Genomic DNA, 23278 nt, shown 5'->3' on the forward strand with positions numbered 1-23278 from the left:
CGGCTCACGCCGCACGATCGAGATGTGCCGGATCGAACGACGCATCGCAATCCCTCCCTCAATAGCCGTTGTCTTCGAGATAGGTTTCAATGGCAGCCTGCATGATTACCGTCATTTTGACTTCGTTTTCATGGGCCGCTTTCACGAGACGCGCCTTCATCTCCTGCTCCAACGGCACGTTGACGTAAAATTTGATGGCGCGGTCCTTGGCGCGCTTCAGACTTTTCAGCCGCCGGCGGCTTTCGTCCTGCTCTGCCGCCCTCTTCGCGCTACGCTGTCGCCGCTCCCCTTCGGTGAGCCTCGGTAAAACCGTCTGACGGTCGGTGGAATTCTCTGGTTCTTGATTGACCGGTGCGACTTCTTCCGGAGCGGCTACCTCAAGCAGCCCTTTGCTCGTATCCGAAGTCGTTGGCTTCCGACGTGGCGCGAGCGAGAACTGCTGGAAGTCGATTGTCCCCTTGTTCATGCCGCCGCCTCAGCCGGTCCGCCCAACCGGCGGATTTCGATCTCATCGACCAAAGCCTTCACCTCGAGACGCGCCTTTCGGACTGAGTCCGTCAGGTCCTGCATTTGCAGTGTCCCGAGGCCGTTTTGGATCTCGCGATAGATGTTGCGCTCGTAAAGCTCGGTTTCCAGAAGCATCGTCTGGTAGTTCGCGTCGAGAAGACCCGCCACGAACGGCCGGATGTAGCGATAGGCTTCAAGATTGCGGCCCGGCAGCGTGATACGGGTGCGCACGTTCATATGCACGATCGATGAACCGAGGCGATCGTTGATGTCGTTCACCTCGGCGACGGTCTGGCCGGCGGCCTCGATTTCCTTGATGCCCGGCTGCACCGGTGACAGAACCACGTCCGACGATCGAATGATCGTCGTCTGCAGCACGCTATCGACGCCAGGCGCATCGATCAGGATGACATCGAAGGAGTTGGCGAGCTTCTTCAGAACATCGTCGATTGCCCGTTGAGTCGCGGCAATCGTCACCTCGATATTATCGGGTACATTGCCCTTGCTGTGGCAGAGCTTCCACCAGCCGGCCAGATTCTGACGGCTGTCGGCGTCAATCAACAGGACGCGCTGATCCGAAAGAGCATATTCGCCGGCAATCAATGTCGCCATCGTTGTCTTTCCGGCGCCACCCTTGTTGCTTACGACTGCATAGGTGCGCGGCATGGCCTTCTCCTGCTAACGGACTGTCCCGATGTCATGCTCGAAACATGAACCAATATAGTTCGTATTTCTCAGAGGTCCAGTCGGTTTTTTTGAAAGCGTCGCGTGGAAGATCATCCACTCGGTCTATCGATATCGTTGAGACCCATGATTGCTTGATTCGATGTGGAAGATCATCCACTCGTCAAGTTTCATCGCTATTTTCACGCCAAATGATACCATCTCACCCTCGCGCAGCCCTATCGAAATTCCACACGAGTTGCTCGTGTGATGTGGAAATAGCGACCTGTCATAGAACCTATCGAGCGCTTTCACCTTCACGCAGTTCATCGGTCGTCTTGCGTTTCCGAACTGAAACAGTTTATATTGGTTTGGCAGGATACGCAAATTTGTGATACAAATTTGCTGACGATCGACGGACCAGCCGTCGATGGCGCCTGCGGCGCAAGTGGACGAGGCATTGCTTTGGCGGATGGTAAGCAGAAGGCATTAGCTACGAGGCGCGTTGGAGAGCGCAAATCGAGGGTGGTGCATGCACGTTTCTCGATGTCGGAGCTGGCGGCGGTCGAAGATGCGGCACAGCGAGCCGGGATGACGGTTTCGGCGTTCATTCGGTCGCTGACGCTCGATGGCGCTGGTATCCTGCCATTCCTCACCGACGAGGATCGCGCCGTCTTGGATCTTCTTCACCGCGATCTCAGGGCCATCGGCGTAAACCTGAACAGTCTTGTTCGGTTTGCCCATCAGCGCTCCATGCCGGCCGACGCCGCCGATCTTTTGTCTGAGCTCTCGCCGCTCGTCGCAGGGCTTGCTCTCGAACTTCGCCGGCTCTCCACCCGTCCAGGTCGGACCATTGAGGGGCTTCGCTGATGGAGATCTTTCTCGGTGCATTCACGGATGATTGGGAGCAGCGGCGAGCCGCATACCTGCATGAGCGGCTCATTGGTAAATCACCTGCTGATGATGACGAGGAACGCCGCCGGCGTGGTGCTACGACGGCTGGCGCTTCGGCCAGCCGGGCACGAGCAACGCGTATCGCTGGACGTGCAAGCTTTCGAGGAGATGCATCGGTCGCCCGGCCGATGGCGAACCGTTTTGCCGGGCTCGCGAGCGGCAGCCAGCCCGCAGTAGTCAAGATGGCGTCGTTTGGCGGCGGTGGGCGACTGGGTGCGATGGCGGCCTATATCTCCCGCAATGGTGAGGTCGCGATGGAAAACCAGGCCGGTGAAGGACTGCGGGGGCGTGAGGCGATTGCAGAACTGTCGGAAGACTGGGCTCACCTCATGGGCAACCGCGCCGAGAGCCGCGATATCGGAACGTTTCATATCGATGTCACAGGGGAGCCCGCGGAGGGGGTGGCACTCAATGCCTGGGCGCGCGACGTCGCCAAATCGGCATTTGGCGATCGATCGTTCGTCTTTGCGGTCGAGGAGCGTGAGGGGCACCGCCGTATCGAAGGTGTTGTTGTCCTGCGGGACCGCAGTGGTGAGCGACTAACGGCCGATGAAAAGGCGGAAGAGATAGTCCGGTCGCGCATGTCTGGTGAGGGAACCGGCAGGGCAGACGCCGAGTTCCACTTTTCGGGTTACGGCAACGGCGTCGAATATGGCACGGCCCGTGTCCGAAAGCTTGTTGAACGTCATCAGGGGTCTGTCGAAACAGATCGCGGCGAGACGGTTGCGGATACCAAAAGTGCAGGGGATCTTGTGCAGCTACAATGGCGGGGAGAACTGCATAGCCGAAAGCCGCGAGACGTGATGCACTTGGTCATGTCCGCAAGAGCCGGGACTGACGCCGAAGCCTTCCGAGCCGCGGCACGAGATTTTCTTGCCAGCGAATTTGCTCACCACCGATATGTGTTTTCGATCCATGATCCAACCCAGGATCCGAAGGGCGAACGGGAGGGCGGTAAGCGACCGCACGTGCACGTCCATGCCATCGTTGCCATGCGCTCCGAGGATGGTGAGAGGGTAGAAACTTCGATCGCGGCGTTCCGGCGCTGGCGCGAAGGACTTGCCGAAAGTGCCAGAACGCACGGCATCCGGATGGAGATGACGGATCGCCGGGACCAGGCGAATGCGCCGGCGTTCACGCGCAACCAAGTGCGGCCCGTCAGCCGCGATGGCCGAACGGAGCATGAAGGAACGTCGCCATCTGCGCAGGAACGTTATGGCCGCAAGCGGCGCGAGACCCCGACTGTCTCTCACACCAGTCGCAGCAAGAACTATGCTGAAACGGTTCGCACTGAATGGTCAAACCTCGAGCAATTATCTGTCAACAACGTGAGAGATTTTGCGAGGGCTAAAGTTTATCGTTTGGAAACAGCAGCAAACCATCAGGCCTCTGACTTTGCTCACCCTCGCAAGGCCGCGGATTCCCACTCGCAATTCCGAACTGAATTAGTTAAGCTGTCTGCGCTTACGGAGGTCGATACCATGAGTGCCATGACGCGGTCCGAATTCGAAGCCTATGAAAAGCGAGTGGAGACGGCATTGTTCCGCGCCGAGCGTATCATGCCGGAAGAGCAGCGAAAGAATTTCGAGGAGATCGCCGCCGCAGCACGGGAGCATGTCGGTGTCCGTCGTGAGATTATGGAGCAGGCGGAACTCGCGAGTGATCGCGATGAGACCGATCCAAACCGGCAGTGGGATGAAGCCGTTGCCCGCCATGGACTGCGGGTAGTGGAAGCGGCGAACGAGATCATGATCGAAATCGAGTATTATCGCGAGCGGATCGAGCAGGCCGATGACGAGGAGAGCCGGGCGGACAATGTGTCACTGCGGGCGAGCCTTAACCTCGAGCTCGCGCGTGCGGGCGAGCTCGGTGCCGCCGGCAACGCTTACGTTCGCGAAATCGCTGAAGTCGACGAAGAACTGCGGATAGCGGTCGACGCGGCGGAACGTTCACGCGACCGGTCAAAGAGCAAGTTTGATGGCGCTGGAGATCGTAGTTCGCCGCCGCAGTCTTTCGATGATGGACGGCCGACGCGACAGATTGAGGATGGCCAGAATATCGAAAAGGCAGGTGTTCGAGAGGCCGGTGACACGACCCGATCGGATCCCGCCAAACAGCATGTTCCGCGCCTGGAACAGCTTGAACGTGAGGCGGAACGCGACCGTGACGAGCACGAGCGATAGGGGGCCCCATGCGTGATGACCGTCGGATTTTCATCCCTGACCCGGACCCGAAATCGGATGATGGCTACTGGAAGCTCGCAGCCTGGTTGTTTTGCGGTGTCATGACTGTGGCGCTGCTCGACAGAGGGGCGACCCTCGCATGGCAGGCTGCAGCTGGATGGTACGAGCGGGTGGTAGCTGCAATCTTCTGACAGCCACCGCCATCCCGCGCTAGCGTCTTAGGAACGATCTTCTGTATTCCCCGCCGAACTTGGTCATATCTCAACTTCAGCCGGGTCGGGGACGGTTTGGGCCAATATGTCCTGAATACTTTGCCGCTGTATCCTGGTGACCGCGGGAGCTTCTAGCGAGGCATCCACTGCTACCTTCAACCGACGCGCGCTGCTCACGAGTCTGGCATCGGTTGACCCTGTTTTGGGCGAAGGATTTTTTCCAAGGGATTTTTGCGACGCAGGTTTCACTGGCCTGAGTGGGCGTTTTGGAATCGTGGGAACGATGGGGCTTTCCTCGATTGCGGGTAAAGTTTCTTTTCCTTTGCTTTCATGGGACGGGTCATTCCCCGCATAGTCCTCAACGGTTGCGGGGACGGCCGGCAAAACCAGAAAATCCACCTCAGGGATTTCCACTTTCGTGTCTTGCGAGCGACGGGCCGCGCTCTTGAACGGCTCGATCCCGTAGTAGCGCACTTTGCTTGCAAAAATCGGCCGTTGACCTTCCACCAGCAGAATTGCGCGATCTTCGGGCATTTGCCGCACTTCTTGCGGCATCATAAGGTCGCGCTCACGGATCTGTTCGACTTTGGTGCGGCGCGGAAGTCCGAGTAATTCAAGCGTGCGGGATTCCGACTGGTATCGGATGGTTCGCTTGCCGAGAGCTCGAGAGGCGTACTCGGCGGTGGCCTGATCGTTTGCGCCAAGGATAAGCTGCAGACCGCAATTGCCGAGCAGCGAGTGACGCGAGGTCTCCCCGTAGATCTCGTCGATGTTTTTCAGGTCTTGAATGACGAAAGCCATCTTGATGTTATAGCCAGCGACATACGGAAGCTTGTTGAGGATCTCGTCCATTTTCTTCAACTGGCGGAATTCATCGAGAAGGAAATAGACGGGCAGGGCGCTCGTGTTGTGTTCGCGGGTCAACAGATCCATGACCTGCTGCACAAACAAGGTCAGAAGCGTCCGCAAGATCGTCATATCCGTGATGTTGGGAGCCAGATAGATCGTCACCGGCCGCCGCTGCATCGATACTATATCCATATCGGTCACGGCGGTTGCGGCGACGACCCGCTCGTTGCGGAAAGGGGCAAGTGCCTTCTGTATGTCGAGGAGGGCCGACCGCGCAGCCCGCTCGTTCAGTGCAATGTAGGCGTTGAAACTGTCGACCGTGAAGCGGGACAGGTCGATCTCTGTCTCCTTCACCAGTTTCATCAGGAGCTGAAGATCATGCCCTGCATTCAAGAAAGCGTTGACCTCGCCCAAATGGCGGCGGTTCTTATAGCGCCTGCTTTCCAATACATAGCTGATGACACCGGCGATCACCTGCTGCGCCGTGCCCTGCCAGACGGCGTTGTCGGATCCCGCAGTCTCCGGAATGAGAATCGCCGCCATATTCTGAATGTCGATCGTGCGGCTGCCGCGATCAGGCCGCACGAAGTCCAGCGGGTTCCAGCGATGCGACTTTGGCGATCCCGGCGAGAACAAGAAGACCTGGTGACCAGCGGCCTTACGATAGGCGGCTGTGAGATCGAAAATCTCACCTTTGAGATCGGTGACGATCATCGAGCCGGGAAACATCAGCGCGTTGGGAATGACATATCCGACGCCTTTGCCGGAGCGCGTCGGTCCGATGATCAAATGGTGGCGATCGTCCTGGCGGCGGAGGATGCGGCCGCCCAATTGCCCGAACACATGACCGCCCTTCCGAAACCATCCGGCGCGCCTGAGGGATGCCACGTCCTGGAAAGCCGCATCGCCAAGCGGATTGGTCGGCCTGCGCAATCCGAATGCTGCGGCCGCCACCGCCGCAGCAATCGCCGGAACTGCTGCCGCCAGGCCCACAAGCTGCAGGGACCGGTTGTTTGAATAGGCGAGAAACTGTCGGAAAGGTGCTGCCGGGTCGGACGTCGTCATCAGGTGAAGGATCCGACCGTCTTTCCAGACGATCTGAAGGATGAGGCTGTAGCTCAACATCCAAATTGCGACCGCGATCAAGAGGCAAAATAGAAGATAGACGGCGACGTATGGACGGTTCATGTCGATCGCCGCGCATAATAGATCTCGGACACGCCCCGCCGTCCGCCGTCACGTCTCAATTGGATGACGATCGGGATGACCATGCGGATGTAAGACATCAGGTCCTGCTTGGAGTAGCCGGAGGACATGCCGGCTTGCATCATCATCATCGCGAGTTGCTCGTATGCGCCCATTGGCGTATCGGCATGAACCGTCGACATGCTTCCGGGGTGGCCGGTGTTGATGGCGCGCAGAAATGCGAACGCCTCGGCTCCGCGGATCTCACCGACGAACAACCGGTCCGGCCGCATACGAAGCGATGCCTCAAGCAGGGTCTGGATCGACACGTGCGCCGTGCCCTGGTCGCCGCGTGACGCCAGCAGATGCACGCTGTTGCGATGGGGCGGGAAAAGTTCGCGGGTATCCTCAAGCGTCAGGATACGCTCGTGCTGGTCGATGCTTTTCAGGCACGCATTCAGGAAGGTGGTCTTTCCGGTCGATGTACCGCCGCTGATCAGCATCGACACACGCTCGCGAATGGCAGTTTCAATAAAGTCGTGGATCCGCTCAGCTTCGAGCAGCGCTGTCAGCTTCATCTCGATCTCGCTGGCGCCGCCAACGGTGACCGATACTTTATCGAGGCCGCCGCTGTCACGATACTCTGCCAGCGTGAAGTCGTTGACGACCTGCTTGCGGATTGAGATCGACCCGCCGTCCGCGGCAGCAGGCGGCAACACGATCTGGATACGTTCCCCGGTTGGAAGCGCTGCACTGAGCAGCGGATTGACGCGACTGATAAACTGATTGCTGGCCGCAGCGACGCGCTCGCCGATGTGCTCTATCTCCTTGGTGGTGAGCGCGGCAATGGCGTGAAATTCCATCGCAGCAGCTCCGAGGCGCTCGACGAACACCTCCCCCGGCCGATTGACCGATATCTCGATGACGGCAGGGTCACTGAGAAATTCGGCAAGCGGCGCCAGCGCCCGCCGCAGGAAATAGTACGGATCGTTACCGGCTACGACCTTGATCGAGGCCTCGTTCATGTTTGATCTCCTTCAGCGCTTCCTCGACCGGATCCGGATACATGGCGGAAAAGTCGAGATCCTGCCGGACGTAGACAAAGATGCGCTCGCCCTGATGGACACTGATCGTCGGTGGGATTTTAAGGTTTTCCGAAAGTGCCTGGTTCGCCATGTCGGAAAAGGTCTGGGCGATCGTCTCGCGCGCCAGGTCGGCGGCGCGATCGGAATTGCTCTCACCATTACTGCTACCGCTGCCCGAACTGTACTGGCCGCTTCCATAACCTGTCAGATAGGACGAGCCTGCGCCAACGATGGAGAGCAGGATCGCCGAGCCGAAGCGCTCACGCCACTTGTTGTCGACGAGACCGGTGAGACCGGACCTGCCGAGGCTGTCGGTCCCGATACTGTTCAGGCGCACGCTCATGCTGTCGTCGCGCAGCAATCTGGTCCAGATGACGAAGATGCGCTTCTGGCCACGAGTTACGTCCGACTGGTATTCACCGATCAGTCGCGTGCCCGTTGGGATCAGGACGCGCCTACCGTCGAAGGAATAGACGTCCTGGGAGGTGATTGCGCGGATCTGACCGGGCAGGTCGCTATTGATCGCAGTTTCGAGAATACCGGGGATAAGCGTCCCTTCCGGGATCATCGCATCAATCCTGTCGATTTTACGGGCTTTCGCTGACCGGTCGCCGACGGCCGACGCTGTCGCGAGGAACTTGCTGTTGCGATCTTCGCCCGCCACGGTGGGGCCGCCAGCCGCATTGCTGCCATTGAGGGATGATCCGTCGATGCCAACCTTGGCGGAATCGACGACGATCTGCTTCGAGTGGTATCGCTCCGGGAATTTTTCCGGTTCCGGTTCGGCTGCGGGCGCCGGTGTGGCAATCGTTGGCGGTGGCGGAACCGTGAATTCCGTCGTATCCGCCGGTGCGGGCTTTTCTGGCGGAGGCTCGGGTATCTGGATGATATTGTCCGCCGGTTTCGGATCGGGCTGAGGCTCCGGACGCAGGAATGACGGCGGCCTGAAGGTTGTCGTCGAAAATTCCTCGTCACCTTGCAAGACATCACGGGCCGGCTTTTGAGGCGCGAAAATGACGACATAGACGAGTGCCGCGCCGCCGAGCAGTAGTGCGGCGCCCCCAAGTAGTTGTTTCCGGCGGGCGCGGGTATCGCGCACCGCCACTTCGTCGCCAGCCAACATGGCTTCCAGTTCGGGGGAAAGCTGCGTCAATTGCCGCTCCTTCTGCGTGTTGTCGCTCGTATGTCCGGAGAGGGGCCAAGAACTGCCGGGTCCGGCTGGCCGAAATCCGGCTTGCGTAGATTGAAGATGCAGGTCCACTGGTCGCCGTCGCGCAGCGTGTATTGCGTTGCCGTACCATCGACGACGATGTATTCGCCCTCTCGGCGAAAATTGCGTAGGGTCTCGCTGAAATCGCTGTTCACCGCAAAGATCGCGGGTACCTTCGGACCGAACTTGAAGAACGTCTTCTTCCCGTCGTCGAACACCATCAGCGGCTTGAGACCCTGATCGCCGGAGAAGGAATAGTCGATATTGACGTTCGCCTTGTCGATGACGGAAATGTTCGGATAGCCCGCACGCGCTTCGGCTTCCTTGCGGAGTGAGGCATTCAGATCCTTGTCCGGATAGACGAAACGGATCCCGAAGACTTTTTTGTTATCCTCGGGCGCGTAGTCGTTGAGTTCCAGGTAATAGATCCGCTTCGTCGTCACGACGTTCATGTTTGTCGCGACGTTCTTCGCTTTCGGCTTCACAAAGAGGATATTGCCTTTGTCGGTCGGGACGACATCCCAGCTCGACGTGTCGCCGACCGCAATCGTCTCGAATTTTTCGTCTTCATCGAAGATGATCATTGTCGAGATGCCGTAGGTGGCAAACACGCGAACGACGTTGTTCGGCTGATAGACAACGCTGGTCACGCGCGGATCGAGCCGGCCGGCGGCGGGCGTCTCGACCGCATCCGATGTTTTCGCCATGGAAGCTGCGATCAGGAGACCGATCAGAAGGGGGCGCCTCACGGATTGCTCTCCGTCACCGTTTCCTGATCCCGCCGGTAGTCGTAGACCTGGAAGCCAAGTGGGTTTTCGAAGCGCCATTCGTTGGTAGCGGGCGTGTCCGTGTAGCGATAGCGAACCACCGCAATCCAGTGACGGGTAACAGCGTCCGTGTCGGAAACTTCGTTCGTGGCAAATCGAACGATCCCGGTCGAGTTGTTCGAAAACGTCACGGATGCGATTTCGGTCGTGACCCGTTTCGCTTTCCCGTAGACCTTCGCAGGATTTTTAGCGTTGGCGGCGCTATAGAGATCCTGCAACTCGCGGGCGGCGTTGCCGGTCGAAAGGAGTGCTGCTATGCCGAAATTCTGCTCGATCGCATAAGGATCGTAACCCTCTCGCGATCTAATATAGCGCACGATATTGGCTTGAGTGATTGCCTGCTGTTCGGTGAGGCTGGCCGGCCGTGTCAGGCCGCTCTTGACTTCAACATAGCCGGTATTCTTGTCGACCTCGACGATGTAGGGCTCAAAGGTCTTCAGCGGCACCAACATCACCAAGGCCAGCAGGCTCAGCAGTGTTATGCCGGCGAATATCATGGTTACGAACCAGGCAAGGGCACGGGAACGCTTTGCTTTTTTGACGATCTCCTGCTCCCAGATGGCCCCACTTTGATAATAGGTTCGAAGGTCAAGCTCTTTCGTGTCTGCCATTAGGTGCAATATCCGTTTGATCAGCCAGGGAGGCCTTGGCGGGAAATCTTCGTTTGCATCGCAGTCCTGGTGCCGTCACTGTCGCTGTCACCTCCTCCACGGTTCCCGAACCTGCTGGCGAGTGAACGGCCTGCACGATATGCGCTGCGGCCGGTGCTCGCGCTGCCTCGCGCCGCTGTCACAGGGAGTTGGATTCCGACGAATTGGGAAATGCCGCGTGCCGCGCTGCCGACGCCGACGGCAATTCCGCCGGCGATCCCCTGGCCGATCGACTGGATATAGAGCATTACGAATGCACCGGCTATGCAGAGCAGCAGGAAGCCGGCGATGTCGGCAAGGGTAAGTGTCCTTGACCCGCTCGCAGCATCGATCTTGGTAAGTTCCGGGTTCATCGCCGCAATCAGGAAAGCGGCGATGACATAGATGAACAGCGGAATGAGCGCATAGGTCAGGACCTGGTTGAACCAACCGATGCCATATCCCCGGGTGCGCTCGAAGAGCATGCAGGCGATGAAGATCGGCGCGGTGCCGATCAGCACCCAGAGCATCACCTTCGCGAGGATGAGGATTGCGAGCGCAATCGCGATGAAGACGCCAGCTCCGACCATGATCAGGATGCCGATCATGCTGGGAAGGATGGAGAAATAGCCGGATTGCTCGGCGAAGGCTGAAGCCGCCTCGTTGGCCGTCTTCCAGATTTGCGAAAGGCCATTGGTCGGCTCGGTGATCCCAGTCCCGGAAGCAGCAAGGATGGCCCGACCAACATCTTCGGGTGTGTCGTTGAGCCAGTGGTAAAAGAGATTGTTGAAATTGGCCCAGGAGCCGACAAGAGCAAGGATGATCATCATCCTGACGATCCGGCCGATGATATCGCCGACCGATAGACGCGAGGTGCCCACTACCAGCTGCAGGCCATACCACGCGACGTAGACCATCAGCATGATCCGCAGGAGCGGCATCAGCTCATTGCCGACCACGGTATAGGCTTGCTGCGAGAACGTCGAACCGGAGTCCTCGATGCGCTGCAGCAGATCGCCGAGAAAGTCCTGCATCTCGAATTCCTATTCGCTATTGGGATCGTCAATGCCTATTGCGGCAAAGGCGGCGGCGGGATTGTTGACCGCATGCATCGGCCCGCAATGGTGGCGGGCATCAGCTGCAAAGGACGTCAGGTTGGCCGGCCGTTTGCAAGGTGCAGTCTTTTCCTTGGCGGTGCCGCAGCCCGCCAGCATCACAAGGCTTATGACGACGGCGCTCAGTGTTGCGATCTTCATCTGTCAGTTGCCGTAGCTGAGCGCCTTCTTGGTGTTGGAAATATCCGTCAGCCGCCGTTGGTTCTCTGCCTGTAGCGATGTGACCGCGCCATTCATCACGCCGATCATCTCGTTCAAAGTCAGGCCCGACTGGACCTGGAGCTGGCTGTTCTGATCGATTGAGCCCTTGATGTCCTGGGAACTGCCAATCTGCGATCCAGCCTGCTCGAAGGCACTCCGGCGTGTTTCGATTGCCTGCTGTGACCCGTTGATGAGGGCCGAAACGCTGAGCACGGAGTTGACGAGCTGCTCGTAGGATTTGTCGCCGGAAAAGCTGCTGTTGTCCTTGCCGGACAGACTTTTCACCAGCTGCAGACCGTTGATGAAGACAGTGGCTGCCTTGGCGATATCGACGTTCATCGATCCGAAGTTGGGAACACCCTCTTTCAGGATGCTGTCAAAGGACGGGATGGACGAGACGCTGAAGCCGTTTCCGATGGCGAGATCCTTCAAAGGGGCAGCCGTGCTTCCGCGATCGCCGGTCACCGCTTTCAACGTATCCTGAACGGTCGTCAGGATGTTCTTGTTGGTGTCGAGGATCTTGTCCGTCGTCTCTGCGGTTTGTTTGGCGACCGCATAGTTGGTCTTATCGATCACCGGAACGTCGGCGAGTGCCGCCACCGGCGGCAAAACTAGAAACAACGTGCTCAAGGTCTTGGATATCATTGCAATCCTCCATTATTGCGGTTGCAGCAGAAGCCGCACATTGTTGCTGTCGGGACGTTTTTGGATGCAGGTGTGTTCTTGCTCGCTCCACACGAGGTTCTGCTGCGGGTCGCACAGACCGGTTGTATCGCGTGGCGAAGTGTCGTTCGCCTTGCTTCTTGCGGTCCGCGATGAGCCGGAGAGATTGGCTGATGACATCGCATTGCGAGAATCGACGAGATCTGCCATCGCCGTCGTCAGCTTGATGACGTTGTTCATCATTTCGAGATTGGCGTTGCGGACTGTGGAATTCTGATCCCAACTGTCCTGGACCGTTCCCGTCTGCACGGCGCCCAGTTGCTGGTACCAGCTGGCGACATTGCCGAGGCTGTCGGACGTCGAGGCGGTGGTGCCCATGGCATTGAGCGTCGATAAGCGCATGCCCGTATAGGCAGTCTCTCCACCCCCGAAATTCAAGGGGATTCCGGACTTTTCAGATCCTCCGAAGGCCGGCAACCAGTTCTGCGTGATCGAGGCGACGTAGCCTTGCGTTTCCTTGAACGGCGGAATGCCGCCATACTTGCTCACCGCTCCGGGGCCGGCATTGTAGGCGGCAAGCGCGAGATTTGTGTCGCCGTCAAACTTGCGCAGTTGCTGCTTCAGATACCGTGCGCCTCCGCGCAGATTGTCTTCGATATTGTTCTCGTCAACGCCAAGACCCGCTGCTGTTCCGGGCATGAGCTGTGTCAGCCCCGTCGCGCCGGCGGAGGACTTGGCACAGGGATTGAAGCGGCTTTCCTGATAGATGAGAGCGAGAAAAAGGCTTTCGTCGACGCCTTCTTCCTGCGCGACGCGACGGGCGAGCCCGGCGATTTCCGGATTGGCCTCCGCGGACCCTACAGGATCGTTTCTCCGGCCTGGCCGATACATCGAACACGTCACCGACGTATGGACGGTATATCGATCGTGATCCGTGTTTTCGAGGTTACTCGTCGTTTTATCACGATGATCTCTTGGGTCGAGATTGGTGTTGTCGATGGTTGGCACATCGGCCAGGGCTGGATCGGGGCCAACGCCAAGCGCGCATGCGAGAAGCATGAGGAAGGCCGTGGGATATGCCGGAGCGCGGCTTACTCTCATGGCTGCTGCTCCCAGCCGCAGAATTTTGCGAGCCACCGCGAGGGGGCGTCGCCGAACTCCTCGCGAAGCGCTGCGCATTCCTCGACCGTTTCCTTCCGCCCGGACAGCACCTTGATCAGGTCGGGCATGGAGCCCAGGTCGAGCCTGGCGATGACGCTGTCATTGCCGTGTTTGATGAGGAACGAGCGCTTTTCGGGCGGCGTATTGCGGATGAAGCCGAATTCCTTCGCTGTCAGCCCGAAACGGTTGATATAGCTTTCCTCATCGGCGCGGGGGTTCGGGAAATGAATATTGGTCGCCGACTGCTCGATCAGCGTATGGGCTGCCGGCGAGCGCACGATATCGGCGGCAGACTGTGTGCCGAACCCGACGATGCCGTTCAGTTTACGGATGGTCTTCATCTTGTCGATGATGAAGTCGCTGAAGGTCTGATCCCGCAGCAGGCGCCAGCCTTCATCCATGAAGATCATCACAGGCGTGCCGTCGAACAGTTCATCGAGGCGGTGGTAGATATACATAAGAGCCGGTGTGCGGACCTCGTCATTGTCGAGGATGCTCGTCATGTCGAAGCCGAAGACACGCTGGTCGGCGAAGGACAGGACGTCGTGCCCGGCGTTGAAGAGCCAGGCCTTTTCGCCATCGATCCACGGCCGAAGCCGAGCATTGAGATCGTTGGGATCGGCACGCGAGCGGCCGGTCAGGAGGCCGGCGAGGTTGACGAGGGTTCGCTCCGCCACCGGTTCGGACATGATCCGCACGATCGCCCGCTCAAGCGTGTCTTCTTCCTCCTGATCGAAGGCATCCTCGCGATCCTTGCGCAGCATCGCCTTTAGCAAACGCAACAGAAATTCCCGGTTTTCACCGGTGTTTTCGATCTGTAGCGGATTGAAGCCGGTTGGGGTCTCGGGTGAGAGGATCTCGTAGGAGCCGTTCATTGCCCGGATGAAGATCTCCGCGCCTCGATCCTTGTCGAAGAAGACAGCGCGCGGTGAGGGTTTTACTCGGAAGGCCTGGGCCAAGAGAAAGGTCAGCGCGACGGTTTTGCCGGATCCGGTCGGCCCAGTGACGAGGAAGTGGCCGATATCGCGCCGGTGGAAATTGAACCTGTAGGGCGTCTGACTCGTGGTTTCCAGGATGTGATCGGGCTTCCCCAATGCATGCCGTCCCCTTGTCCGGCCGCGAAATTGTGCATCGACGAAAGGCCGGAAAAGTTGGCGCTCGAAAGCATGGCCCGCCGGGCGATATAGGCATGATTGCCGGGCAGTTGCGCCCAAAAGGCTGCCTCAAGGTTCAGATCTTCGCGCAGCCAGTTGATGTTCATGTCGGTAAGACAGGCGCCGAGGTCGGAGACCGACTTGTTGACCCCTTCGAGATCCCGCGACAGGCAGAGGAGCGACAGATGGTGGAAGCCGAAGACAGCTTCCTGGTTCAGCAGGCTGTTCAGCGCGAAATCGATATCGGTTTCGACATCGCTTCCAGCCTCGTCCGAGGCTCCGATCTGTCGCTTCAGACGTGTGATCCGCTCCTGGGCGATCGGCTTGTCCGCCAGTGTAAAGGACTGGGTCAGGATGAATTCGTGATTCACCTGGAGGAGACCGTCCAGCATCCCGGGACCGGTGAAGGGCGGATATTCCTTGATCGACAGCATGGCGCCGAAGCGGTCGTCCTGCTTGACCGGCCCTTGCGCCTGCATGGTCCGCCTGGAGAAATGGAGACGCGATGTGCCAACGAAATTCGAAAGCCCCATGCGCGGCAGGCGCATCTTTCGGGGCACGCCGCACGTGAGAATAGAGTTCAAAAATTCGGCCGGCTCGGAATAGGGCGACCCTTCGATTGAGCGGATGCCGAGCGCTCTTGCGCCGTATTTGTTCAAGTCACGGACGATATTGCCGACAAGTTCCTCGAGTTCATTGATCATGTCCCGGCTCTGATCAGCTTCCGCATCGCGCCCGGACGCGCGGCCGAGCAGTCGGCGAGCGCGATCGCCTGCGGCCAGCGCGCCGCGCATCCCCGATCGAAGCACCGTCAGGTAAAGCTCGTTGGTGAACATGCGCTTGCCACCAAGGGCGGCCGCATAGCGCCGATCGAGCTCTGCGCAGAAAGGATCGTCGAACTCGCCGTCGATCGATGTATCGACCTGCCGCCGGACAACGGTCGACCAGAGCGAAAACCGGCTCGAACCGAGCGCCCTGATTAATGTGTTTTGCACGACCGAGCGCATATTGATCTCAGCCTGATCTTCCGTCTGAAAGAACAGGCCATCGAGCTTGATGACGCTCATAAGCGAGCCGCCTTCGAGCTTGATGACGGTGTCGGCGACGTGACGCAGATAGGGGATGTGCTTTGCCATGGGCCGTTCGCGGTGGCCAACCGAGCCGAAGCCGAGTTCTTCGCGGATGACACTAAGCATGGTCACGGTCCATAGGAATTGGCCCCCCAGAACGTCTTGTTCGGCGTTCCGGGCGTCAGGCGGCTGGAGACCTGGAGCACATCGAGTACGCGCGCATCCCAGCTGCAAAGGGTGAAGAGAGCCGCGTAGGCGACGGGTGCCGTGAGCAGTGCCCAAAGAGCATTGGTAACCAGCCAGGCGATGATCGTTAGGCCGATCACCAGGACGACCGCCATGTAGGGGACGCCCCAGAGCGTGGGTGACCGGGTCAGCCCGATCACCAGCGGGGTCAGGTGAGGCTTGTCATCCTGTGTGGTCAGCATCGGTCAGTTCCCGACCGTTGAGATCAACTGGTCGACAATTGCGGGCGCCCCGAAGACCAGACCTATGCCGAGAACGACCGCGCCCGCGGTAAACCAGCTTAGCCGGCCGGCGAACGCGAGAAACCCGAGGCCGATGACGGCAATGATAGCGATGAGGCGACCGAATGGCCCGGTGATGAAATCGACGACCGCCTGCACGACCGTCTGGAGCGGAGCGAACGCCTGATTGGTGGCTTGCGCCATCGCCAGATCCGCTGAGACGAGCTGCGCGACGATGAGGGTGCCGACGATGGCCGCGACCTTCGTTAGGCGCTTTTGACGACGAGACAGGATAAGCTTCATGGTCAAGACTCCCGTGGTTTTCAAAATTGCATGACGCCGCCGACGAACTTCGGCGTGCGCGCACCGATGACGTCGCTTGCGACGGCGACGCTGGATTTTTCGGGTTGGTCGGCCCCGCCCTTCGCTCGCTTTACGGGGATGCTGAGGCCGAACTGATGGTTGATCACCGAGGCGACGTAACGGATTGTCTCGAGATAGGCCGGGATGCCGCCATTGTCGTAAACCGATTGCTCACCGGCGTTATAGGCTGCCGCCGCAATGATCGGGTTCTTGAACTCGTCGAGAAGACCGCGGAGATAGCGCATGCCACCATCGATGTTTTGGGAGGGGTCGCACACGTCCTCGACGCCGAAACGCCGAGCCGTATCCGGCATGAGTTGCATCGCTCCCCGGGCGCCCTTCGGACTGTTGCGGACTTGATCGAACCGGCTTTCGGTCCAGGCCACGGCCAGAGCGAAATCTGGATCGACGCCGTATTTGTTGGCTGCGGACGTGATCAGCCCCTTGATGTCCTCCACAGAAGCCGACGATGGGCCACAGGCGGTTGGTTTTGAACCTGTGCCGATATGAACTGTATTAGTTCGCAAATGCAGATCGGAAAGCTCCACAACGCTGATTGGCTGGAGGATGCCGGCATCGGCGGAAAGCGAACCATTTTTGACGGTATTTTCGGTAGTAGACCCGCCGGTATTTACCGGCTTTGCGATGCCGTCTCCCTGGATTTCGAAGGAGGTTTGAGTAGGTGCTGGTTTGACGACGGCAGCGGGCGGCATGCCGGAAAATCGCGCGTAATCAAAGGCATGTGCGCTCTGTGCTCCCGCCGCTAAGGGGCAGAGGCATGCTGCCGCCACAACCGAAGCTATCCGTCGCGTATTTGACATCAGACTACCCTTGCGTGATATCCAACGCTAACCGACAGCAAAAATTGATAGTTGTCAACTCTAAAAATGAACTGTTATAGTTCAAAACCGGCGCGGTATCGTGCAGGTGTTTTAGGATGGGAGCCGGAGTATGAAACGAATGCTTGTGGTTCGAAATACAGCGAGGGCGGTCGGAATGGCGTTAGCGGCGGTCGTGGCCGCGGTCCCGATCGCTAGTGCCGCGGGGCCCGTCGACCCGACTTACATCAAATCGCTCGCGGCGCCGGGCAAGACAGTCCTGGTCGTCGAATACTACGATGGCGCAAACGCGGTCGTATCCCGTAAAGGCTTCGCTTCGGCAACGGGGTTTCGGGCAAGCTCACCGGTCGACATCGACGTCAATGGCAAGAGTGCGTTGCAGCTCTACGGTCTGGAACCCTGCGCGGGAGAGATGGTCAATCGGAAAGAGAATTATGCGGGCAGTTGCCGCGCTTTCGCGCAACAGCAACTGCAGATTCTCCTCAAATCGCCCAGGGTGATCCTTTGCCGCGCTTTTCTGTCGGAAGAGAACGCCGCACGGCAGGATGTCACGTGCTTCGGCTATTATAATTTTCCCGGATCGCTCGACAGCATCGACAACTTCGAAGAACAGCTTCTGTCGCTCGGGGCGCTCCGCTTGGAAAAAAACCGCGATGGTTCCCTGGTGCGGGCAGATCTTGCCGCCGCCGAGAAAATCGGGCGGCAGGGCTTCGGGATGTGGGCAGATCCGAGGACAGAACAATGAGGTGGGCTTCAGCTTCCGTGCTGGCGATCGCGTTTGCCTCCAGCGTCGGTCTTGCCGCGTCCGGACCTGAGATCCGTCTCCATCCCGGCGTCACCCTCGTGACGGGCGACACCTGGATCGACGGTCAAAACCGCTATCGCCTTTTCGGCGTCCAGTCCTGCCTTCGCCGCACCTATTTTACCAATACGACCGGCCGGCGCCTCGATTGTGGCGAGGCCTCGATGGCGTTTCTCGCTGCCTTCATTAAGGACACGGCCCCACGTTGCACGGCGATCGCGACAACGCCACAATTGTCTTACGTCGTCTGTTCGGCTTCGGTCGGCGATCAGGAGGTGGATCTCGGCACGGCGCTCATCAGTCGGGGTTACGACTTTGCGTCGCTCGATCAGAACGGTCTGCCGGCAAACCCGGCCTATGCGGTTGCCGAACAGCAGGCACGGCGATCCAAAGCGGGGCTGTGGCAGTTTCCCGACGTGCAGCATCCCTCGCTCACCCTTGGCGAAGCTGCGACTCGGGCGAGGGGGGAGCGACAATGAAGACGTCGGGCCTTCCCAGCCTCGTTCTTGTGAGCTTCTTGATCATCAGCGGCGCGGCGAACGGGGCCGACCTAGTAAAAGCTTTACCCGAGGTCGGGCAAACAACAGGACTCCCCGGCTCGCAAGCATTGAGCGGTAGAGCCTCTGTCGTGGACGGCCGCACGCTCTGGTTTCCACGCTACGGCGTGCAGGTGCGCCTTGCGGGCATCGACGCCTGCGAACTGCCGCAGTGGAGTTTCGAGCCCGACCCGCACGTGGCGACCGACAGGCAGTTGAAGCCCGTTCCCTGCGGTGCGTTCGCCAAGGCCTGGCTGAAGAGAACCATAGGGACCAGACAGGTTGAGTGCAGCGCTGAAGGGGATCGTTTGCTGTTTGTTGGGCGATGCCGTGTCGGGGGCCGTGACCTTGGTCTTGAACTGCTGAGCGTTGGTTGGGCAAAAGTTTCGAGCGGCGCAACGCCCACCGGAGCATATGGGCTTGCCGAGCGCCGGGCGAAGGCCGCGCGCTACGGAATGTGGGGCACTTACGTCCTCGATATGGAAGAATGGCGGGCGCAAGCGATCGACCGCACGAATAGTCGCCGTCCGATTGCCGACCTCAACCTTCTGCGCAATCGGCGGTCGGAGATTTCACCACCTTTTGCCGATGCCCGACGCTTGCCGAGTCGTACCGACCGATAATCTTCCCGGAGGCCAAATCGTGAAGCATTTTATCCTCACAGTCGTCGTTCTGGTGATCTCGATCCTGCCGCGCACGGCGATGGCGGATGAATGGGGATGCGAGGTTCTGCTTTGCGCCGCCTCATCGGCCCCATCTTGGCATGCCGTACCGGAATGCCAACCGCCGATGGAAAGGCTTATCTTGGCAATGAAGAAGCCGGGCTTCACCTGGCCGACATGCCCGGAAGGCGGAGCGGGCAAGCCCGGATACGAGCCGTTCGAGAATTGCCCGACTGGCTGGTCGCCGACCGAAGGGGGGGATGGGGGTGATGGCTATTTTCGCGCGGAGCAATCGAGATGCATGCGCCCGGGACACAACTGCCGGAGCGGTGGCTTTCGAGACCGAGACGGTTACGGCGCAAGCGATACCGGCGCCAATGGCGTGACTCGGATCTATCATGGCGACCGGGGCTGCGACTACACCGAATACATGTCTAGAAGTCGGCGCCAGCAGCCGTATTTCTTCGACATCGTCGACCAGACCACAAAGGTGCCGACGCGTTATTATTTTGACCTGCGCTAGCCCAACGTCGCGAGGCCACGTCTAGGGACCCGCCCTTGATTGTTGCGGTACGATGAAATCTATCACTTTAAGCCGAGGAAAACTGCTCGTAGTTATCGCGTGACCACAGGATTTCGATGCTGTGCTTCGACCTGCGTAATCGGAATATACACCGGTGGCGACACGACATCTTGCCACTTGGCGGCTTTCGGCACAGCGCGGCGACGTTATCTGACATGTTTGCAATATGCCTAAGCGGGACCACTGCATTCGGTACGTCGTTATCAACGGCCGCATGACCGCGGCGGTCTGACGGCGTCAGTACCCGCCCATTCATGGCCCGGTATCGCGAAACCGCTGCAGCTCGTCAACGATTGCAGCCAGAGAAAGCTCGTCGAACCCAAGGTCGCCTACCATCGCATGTATTAACAGATGAGTGAATTTCTCAATTGCAAAACGGCGCGCTGGCGGTACCCAGTCCAGGAGAGAGGTACGGGCTGCAGCCTCCGCCGCAACTGCAACTAGCAACGCGTACGCGACAGGTTGGCCCTGATCCGACTGCTCCCGGATGCTTACGAGATGTGAAACCGATCGTTTGTGGGCATTTATAAGCCGAAGTAAGTCGGCCCGAATATTGTCATCGTCCATGACGGAATTGTTCTGAATGGCATCAATCAGCGAAATATCTAATTAACATGCAACCTCCAACGCATCCGACAAAATGCATGGCCATTTGCACGGCAAATGCTATATCTAGCCGGAAATATCGGATGGGAATGCATGACGGCGAAAACGGACGAATACATCAATGAGGTGGGGCTCGTGGCAACGTCGGACCCCAAAGTCGAGCGTCCAGTATATCGTAAGCGCGGCTTCGGTGGTACCGCAACTCCACAGCAGATGGATAACGCCATTGCCGCGTCCTTGCGTTATGTCCGCCTAGAAAAACGCTTATCCAGAGCGGAACTATCCCTTCTCTTGGGATCAATGGAACAGGTTTATGGGCGATACGAGCGCGCATTGACGAAACTCCATGCCACTCAGGTTCTGCATCTCTGTGAGATACTGGAAGTGTTTCCTGACGATTTGCTGTTCGACGCTGCGCCGCATTTATGGGGCTCCTCTGAGGAGGAGGCCAGGGAACGCCGACGGGTCATGAAGCTTGTCCAAAAGCTCTCTCCTGAAACGCTTAAGACGGTCGGGACATTGCTTGATTCAATCTCAGCGCTGCAAAATTTGGACACTTAATCTTCCTCGAACGACTCGAATAATTCTCCTGCCGAGGCAGCTTCATGCCTAGTAGCTGTTTGCTGTCATCGGCAGCTTGCGTGGCAAGGTTTCATAAACGTATTCCCTCGGTAAGGCCGGGCGCCCCATCTTGCTGACGAGACTCCTCACATTTCGAGCGCTGTTGCTTGCTGCGATTGTGTAAAAGTTGCCGCTGTTCCACGTAACGTAACTTTCGACAAAGACCTTAGACAGGACCTCTGCGAGCTCCGCTAGAGTGACCTCGTTGTCGTTCATCCGTGTCAGAACTTCATCTTCTTTTGCCTGTATTTGCTCGGTGCTGAAGTAGCGGCCCTTGAATCCGAGGTCCTTCTGCTGCTCGCGACGGCGATACTCATCGACGTCCTCGTGCTGAAATTTTTCGACCAGGAGAAGGATCCCATCAGCCTTCAAATGCTGCATGACAAAAGCAATTTGATCTTTCCTGTTTGGCGAATACATCTGAAACGTCGTGTCTTCCATGATGATGTCGAACGCATCGGCGAACGCCCGCAGATCTTCGCGGCCCAACATCACACTCGGCGTCAGATGATGGAACGGGCCGCAAAAGAATGTCGCATAGGGTGGCGTGCCATATGCCATGAAGCTCCTCTCGTTTTCGACGTTAGGGCTGCATGACAAGGATCTGACGCCACCGGCAGCAAGCTCGCTAATTGTGCGTGCCATCGTGGCCTCGGCAGTGCCTAAACTGTAGAGCTTCAGCGGTTCAATACGATCTTCGGCGTATCGCAGAATTGCCGTTCCCAAGCGAACTTCTTCTTCAAACCTGTATGGTATGCTGCTCAGATAGTGCTGATCGAACGGACCCTGGCGCTTCTCATGAAGGTTTATAAACTTCGTTACCAGCGGGTCTCCTCGAAGAAGACGTCGATCAACATCTGGTCGCCTCCACGGCATACCGGAACGGCCCGCGGCAGTCGCCGAGAAGAACGAAGCCAGTTCGTTAAGACGGGGCGCGCGGTCACATTCCGCGATAAAGTCGGTGAAATCATGCATCGCAGTTTCCTCTTGCTCGGCCGCATCTCACTCCCGCTTACCTATCAGTGTTGCTACCTAAAGGAGGTGTAGAGCGGCTTCTCGGCCGGTACTTTGAGCGCGCATAGCGTACGGTCGCTTTCGAAAATTTGATGCACTTTCAGAATTTTGCTGTGATTTATGACCGGAAGTTAACAAGCCTTTGATTGGCAACTATGGGTAAACCTGTTTACGCTCACGGTTGTCATATAAAAGCGGTAAGGCCAATGCGTTTTGGATCTGACGACCACCATTTGAGGTCATCGACAGGCAATATCATTCTGCAGAGAACCGGCGCTTGGGACGGCATCACGGCCGAGCTGGTGCGCCGTCGGAGCCTGGGGCGGCAGGACTTTCGAGTGGGCGGCGACAAACACGCCATATTTCTCAATCTCGAAGGCACAGCTCGGTTTGGTGAGAACTTTCTGGACGGCAAACGAGCCGAGTTCGTTGCGCGGCCGGAGGGGTCGATCGCCTATATTCCTCCGCATCGGATATGGGCCGGTTGGGACGATGGCGATGAAACCGCTGCCTATCTGTTCCTTGCGGTTGACCGGGAATACGCCTCGCGGTTCTTTCGCGACGCTCGAAGGGCTGACGACCTGAAGCCAGAATTCGGCATTCATGATCTCGCTATCCAGCTGGCCGCACGCAAGATCGCGGCAGAGCTCCCTCGAATCGACCGCGCCAGCGGGATGATCGTCGAGGGCTACCTGACAACGATCTTCGGCCATCTCTTCAGACGCGCAAACATTGCTGAACGTCAGGTCAAAGGGGGACTGGCTCCCAGCGTCCTCAAGCGTGTACTTGACCGTCTGGGCGACATCCAGGATAATAGTTTGACGATTTCCGGACTTTGCAACGAAATCGGAATTTCCCCGTCCCATTTCAGTCGAGCATTCAAGCAGTCGACAGGCATGACACCGCACGCCTATTTCAACGGCCGAAGGATCGAGTATGCGTGTACGCTATTAAGGGGAACCGATTTACCAATCACGGAGATTGCACTCATGTGCGGCTTTGCTAATGCTAGCCACTTCTCGACCGCCTTCACCCAAGCGCTTGCCGACAAGCCCACAATATACCGTTCGATCTGGCGCGAGCAGAGCGGAAAAATAATATCAAATTCTTGAAAGCG

24 protein-coding genes and 1 pseudogene are annotated in these 23278 nt (G+C 58.4%); 9 read left to right on the forward strand and 16 right to left on the reverse strand.

Going from position 1 to position 23278, the window contains the following annotated elements:
* Nucleotides 1-58: 58 nt before the first annotated feature.
* On the reverse strand, nt 59-466 hold the full coding sequence (locus ACQZ5H_RS24475; protein ID WP_112717271.1) for a hypothetical protein: 408 nt from the start codon (nt 464-466) through the stop codon (nt 59-61).
* A complete protein-coding gene (locus ACQZ5H_RS24480; RefSeq protein ID WP_112717273.1) occupies nt 463-1173 on the reverse strand; it encodes a ParA family protein in 711 nt (236 codons plus the stop codon). The genes ACQZ5H_RS24475 and ACQZ5H_RS24480 overlap by 4 nt, the downstream gene beginning before the upstream one ends.
* A gap of 399 nt (nt 1174-1572) precedes the next feature.
* On the opposite strand from ACQZ5H_RS24480, the gene ACQZ5H_RS24485 reads away from it, so the two are divergent.
* The 3 genes from ACQZ5H_RS24485 to ACQZ5H_RS24495 are packed head-to-tail and all read left to right on the forward strand — an operon-like array spanning nt 1573 to nt 4498.
* Nucleotides 1573-2040: a plasmid mobilization protein gene (locus ACQZ5H_RS24485; RefSeq protein WP_449099180.1), complete on the forward strand. Its 468-nt coding sequence runs from the start codon at nt 1573-1575 to the stop codon at nt 2038-2040.
* On the forward strand, nt 2040-4307 hold the full coding sequence (locus tag ACQZ5H_RS24490; protein ID WP_449099181.1) for a relaxase/mobilization nuclease domain-containing protein: 2268 nt from the start codon (nt 2040-2042) through the stop codon (nt 4305-4307). The genes ACQZ5H_RS24485 and ACQZ5H_RS24490 overlap by 1 nt, the downstream gene beginning before the upstream one ends.
* Nucleotides 4308-4315: 8 nt before the next feature.
* On the forward strand, nt 4316-4498 hold the full coding sequence (locus ACQZ5H_RS24495) for a hypothetical protein (protein ID WP_112717279.1): 183 nt from the start codon (nt 4316-4318) through the stop codon (nt 4496-4498).
* 63 nt (nt 4499-4561) lie between these two features.
* Here ACQZ5H_RS24495 and ACQZ5H_RS24500 read toward each other — a convergent pair whose 3' ends face one another.
* From ACQZ5H_RS24500 to ACQZ5H_RS24560, 13 genes and pseudogenes are all read right to left on the reverse strand, one after another.
* On the reverse strand, nt 4562-6556 hold the full coding sequence (locus ACQZ5H_RS24500) for a type IV secretory system conjugative DNA transfer family protein (RefSeq protein WP_449099182.1): 1995 nt from the start codon (nt 6554-6556) through the stop codon (nt 4562-4564).
* Entirely contained in the window at nt 6553-7563 is a 1011-nt protein-coding gene (gene virB11 / locus ACQZ5H_RS24505; protein ID WP_449099207.1) for a P-type DNA transfer ATPase VirB11, read from the reverse strand. The genes ACQZ5H_RS24500 and virB11 overlap by 4 nt, the downstream gene beginning before the upstream one ends.
* Nucleotides 7544-8761 (reverse strand): type IV secretion system protein VirB10, encoded by a 1218-nt coding sequence (gene virB10, locus ACQZ5H_RS24510; RefSeq protein ID WP_449099208.1) that lies wholly within the window; start codon nt 8759-8761, stop codon nt 7544-7546. Before virB10 ends, virB11 begins: the two co-directional genes overlap by 20 nt.
* Nucleotides 8762-8787: 26 nt before the next feature.
* Nucleotides 8788-9555: a TrbG/VirB9 family P-type conjugative transfer protein gene (locus ACQZ5H_RS24515; RefSeq protein ID WP_112717584.1), complete on the reverse strand. Its 768-nt coding sequence runs from the start codon at nt 9553-9555 to the stop codon at nt 8788-8790.
* Between the two features lie 38 nt (nt 9556-9593).
* Nucleotides 9594-10286: a virB8 family protein gene (locus tag ACQZ5H_RS24520; protein ID WP_449099183.1), complete on the reverse strand. Its 693-nt coding sequence runs from the start codon at nt 10284-10286 to the stop codon at nt 9594-9596.
* Between the two features lie 20 nt (nt 10287-10306).
* On the reverse strand, nt 10307-11338 hold the full coding sequence (locus ACQZ5H_RS24525; protein ID WP_449099184.1) for a type IV secretion system protein: 1032 nt from the start codon (nt 11336-11338) through the stop codon (nt 10307-10309).
* 9 nt (nt 11339-11347) lie between these two features.
* Entirely contained in the window at nt 11348-11560 is a 213-nt protein-coding gene (locus ACQZ5H_RS24530; protein ID WP_449099185.1) for a hypothetical protein, read from the reverse strand.
* A 3-nt stretch (nt 11561-11563) separates the two neighbouring features.
* Nucleotides 11564-12265: a type IV secretion system protein gene (locus tag ACQZ5H_RS24535; RefSeq protein WP_449099186.1), complete on the reverse strand. Its 702-nt coding sequence runs from the start codon at nt 12263-12265 to the stop codon at nt 11564-11566.
* Between the two features lie 12 nt (nt 12266-12277).
* Entirely contained in the window at nt 12278-13342 is a 1065-nt protein-coding gene (locus tag ACQZ5H_RS24540) for a lytic transglycosylase domain-containing protein (protein WP_449099209.1), read from the reverse strand.
* A 38-nt stretch (nt 13343-13380) separates the two neighbouring features.
* Nucleotides 13381-15794 (reverse strand): annotated as a pseudogene (locus tag ACQZ5H_RS24545) (VirB4 family type IV secretion/conjugal transfer ATPase).
* A 2-nt stretch (nt 15795-15796) separates the two neighbouring features.
* Nucleotides 15797-16096 (reverse strand): VirB3 family type IV secretion system protein, encoded by a 300-nt coding sequence (locus ACQZ5H_RS24550; protein ID WP_112717295.1) that lies wholly within the window; start codon nt 16094-16096, stop codon nt 15797-15799.
* Between the two features lie 3 nt (nt 16097-16099).
* The gene (locus ACQZ5H_RS24555; RefSeq protein ID WP_449099187.1) at nt 16100-16438 is read right to left on the reverse strand and encodes a TrbC/VirB2 family protein; all 339 of its coding nucleotides are present in this window, start codon (nt 16436-16438) and stop codon (nt 16100-16102) included.
* 20 nt (nt 16439-16458) lie between these two features.
* Nucleotides 16459-17319: a lytic transglycosylase domain-containing protein gene (locus ACQZ5H_RS24560; RefSeq protein WP_112717299.1), complete on the reverse strand. Its 861-nt coding sequence runs from the start codon at nt 17317-17319 to the stop codon at nt 16459-16461.
* Nucleotides 17320-17449: 130 nt separating this feature from the next.
* On the opposite strand from ACQZ5H_RS24560, the gene ACQZ5H_RS24565 reads away from it, so the two are divergent.
* The 5 genes from ACQZ5H_RS24565 (at nt 17450) to ACQZ5H_RS24585 (ending at nt 21087) form a co-directional block, all read left to right on the forward strand.
* Nucleotides 17450-18082, forward strand: coding sequence for a hypothetical protein (locus ACQZ5H_RS24565; RefSeq protein ID WP_449099188.1), 633 nt, complete (start codon nt 17450-17452; stop codon nt 18080-18082).
* Nucleotides 18079-18618 carry a thermonuclease family protein gene (locus ACQZ5H_RS24570; RefSeq protein WP_112717301.1) on the forward strand — a complete coding sequence of 180 codons (540 nt, stop codon included), beginning with the start codon at nt 18079-18081 and terminating at the stop codon, nt 18616-18618. Before ACQZ5H_RS24565 ends, ACQZ5H_RS24570 begins: the two co-directional genes overlap by 4 nt.
* A complete protein-coding gene (locus tag ACQZ5H_RS24575; protein WP_449099189.1) occupies nt 18615-19298 on the forward strand; it encodes a thermonuclease family protein in 684 nt (227 codons plus the stop codon). Before ACQZ5H_RS24570 ends, ACQZ5H_RS24575 begins: the two co-directional genes overlap by 4 nt.
* A gap of 19 nt (nt 19299-19317) precedes the next feature.
* The gene (locus tag ACQZ5H_RS24580) at nt 19318-19860 is read left to right on the forward strand and encodes a hypothetical protein (RefSeq protein WP_449099190.1); all 543 of its coding nucleotides are present in this window, start codon (nt 19318-19320) and stop codon (nt 19858-19860) included.
* A gap of 759 nt (nt 19861-20619) precedes the next feature.
* Nucleotides 20620-21087 carry a helix-turn-helix domain-containing protein gene (locus tag ACQZ5H_RS24585; protein WP_112717305.1) on the forward strand — a complete coding sequence of 156 codons (468 nt, stop codon included), beginning with the start codon at nt 20620-20622 and terminating at the stop codon, nt 21085-21087.
* Between the two features lie 48 nt (nt 21088-21135).
* Here the strand turns inward: ACQZ5H_RS24585 and ACQZ5H_RS24590 are convergent, their stop codons facing one another.
* Nucleotides 21136-22122: a class I SAM-dependent methyltransferase gene (locus tag ACQZ5H_RS24590; protein ID WP_112717307.1), complete on the reverse strand. Its 987-nt coding sequence runs from the start codon at nt 22120-22122 to the stop codon at nt 21136-21138.
* Nucleotides 22123-22367: 245 nt separating this feature from the next.
* Between ACQZ5H_RS24590 and ACQZ5H_RS24595 the strand changes: the two genes are divergently transcribed.
* Complete coding sequence (locus ACQZ5H_RS24595) at nt 22368-23273, forward strand: helix-turn-helix transcriptional regulator (protein ID WP_162708711.1); 906 nt, start codon at nt 22368-22370, stop codon at nt 23271-23273.
* The last annotated feature ends 5 nt before the right edge of the window (nt 23274-23278 follow it).

It is taken from the genome of Rhizobium sp. 21-4511-3d (genome assembly GCF_053522545.1).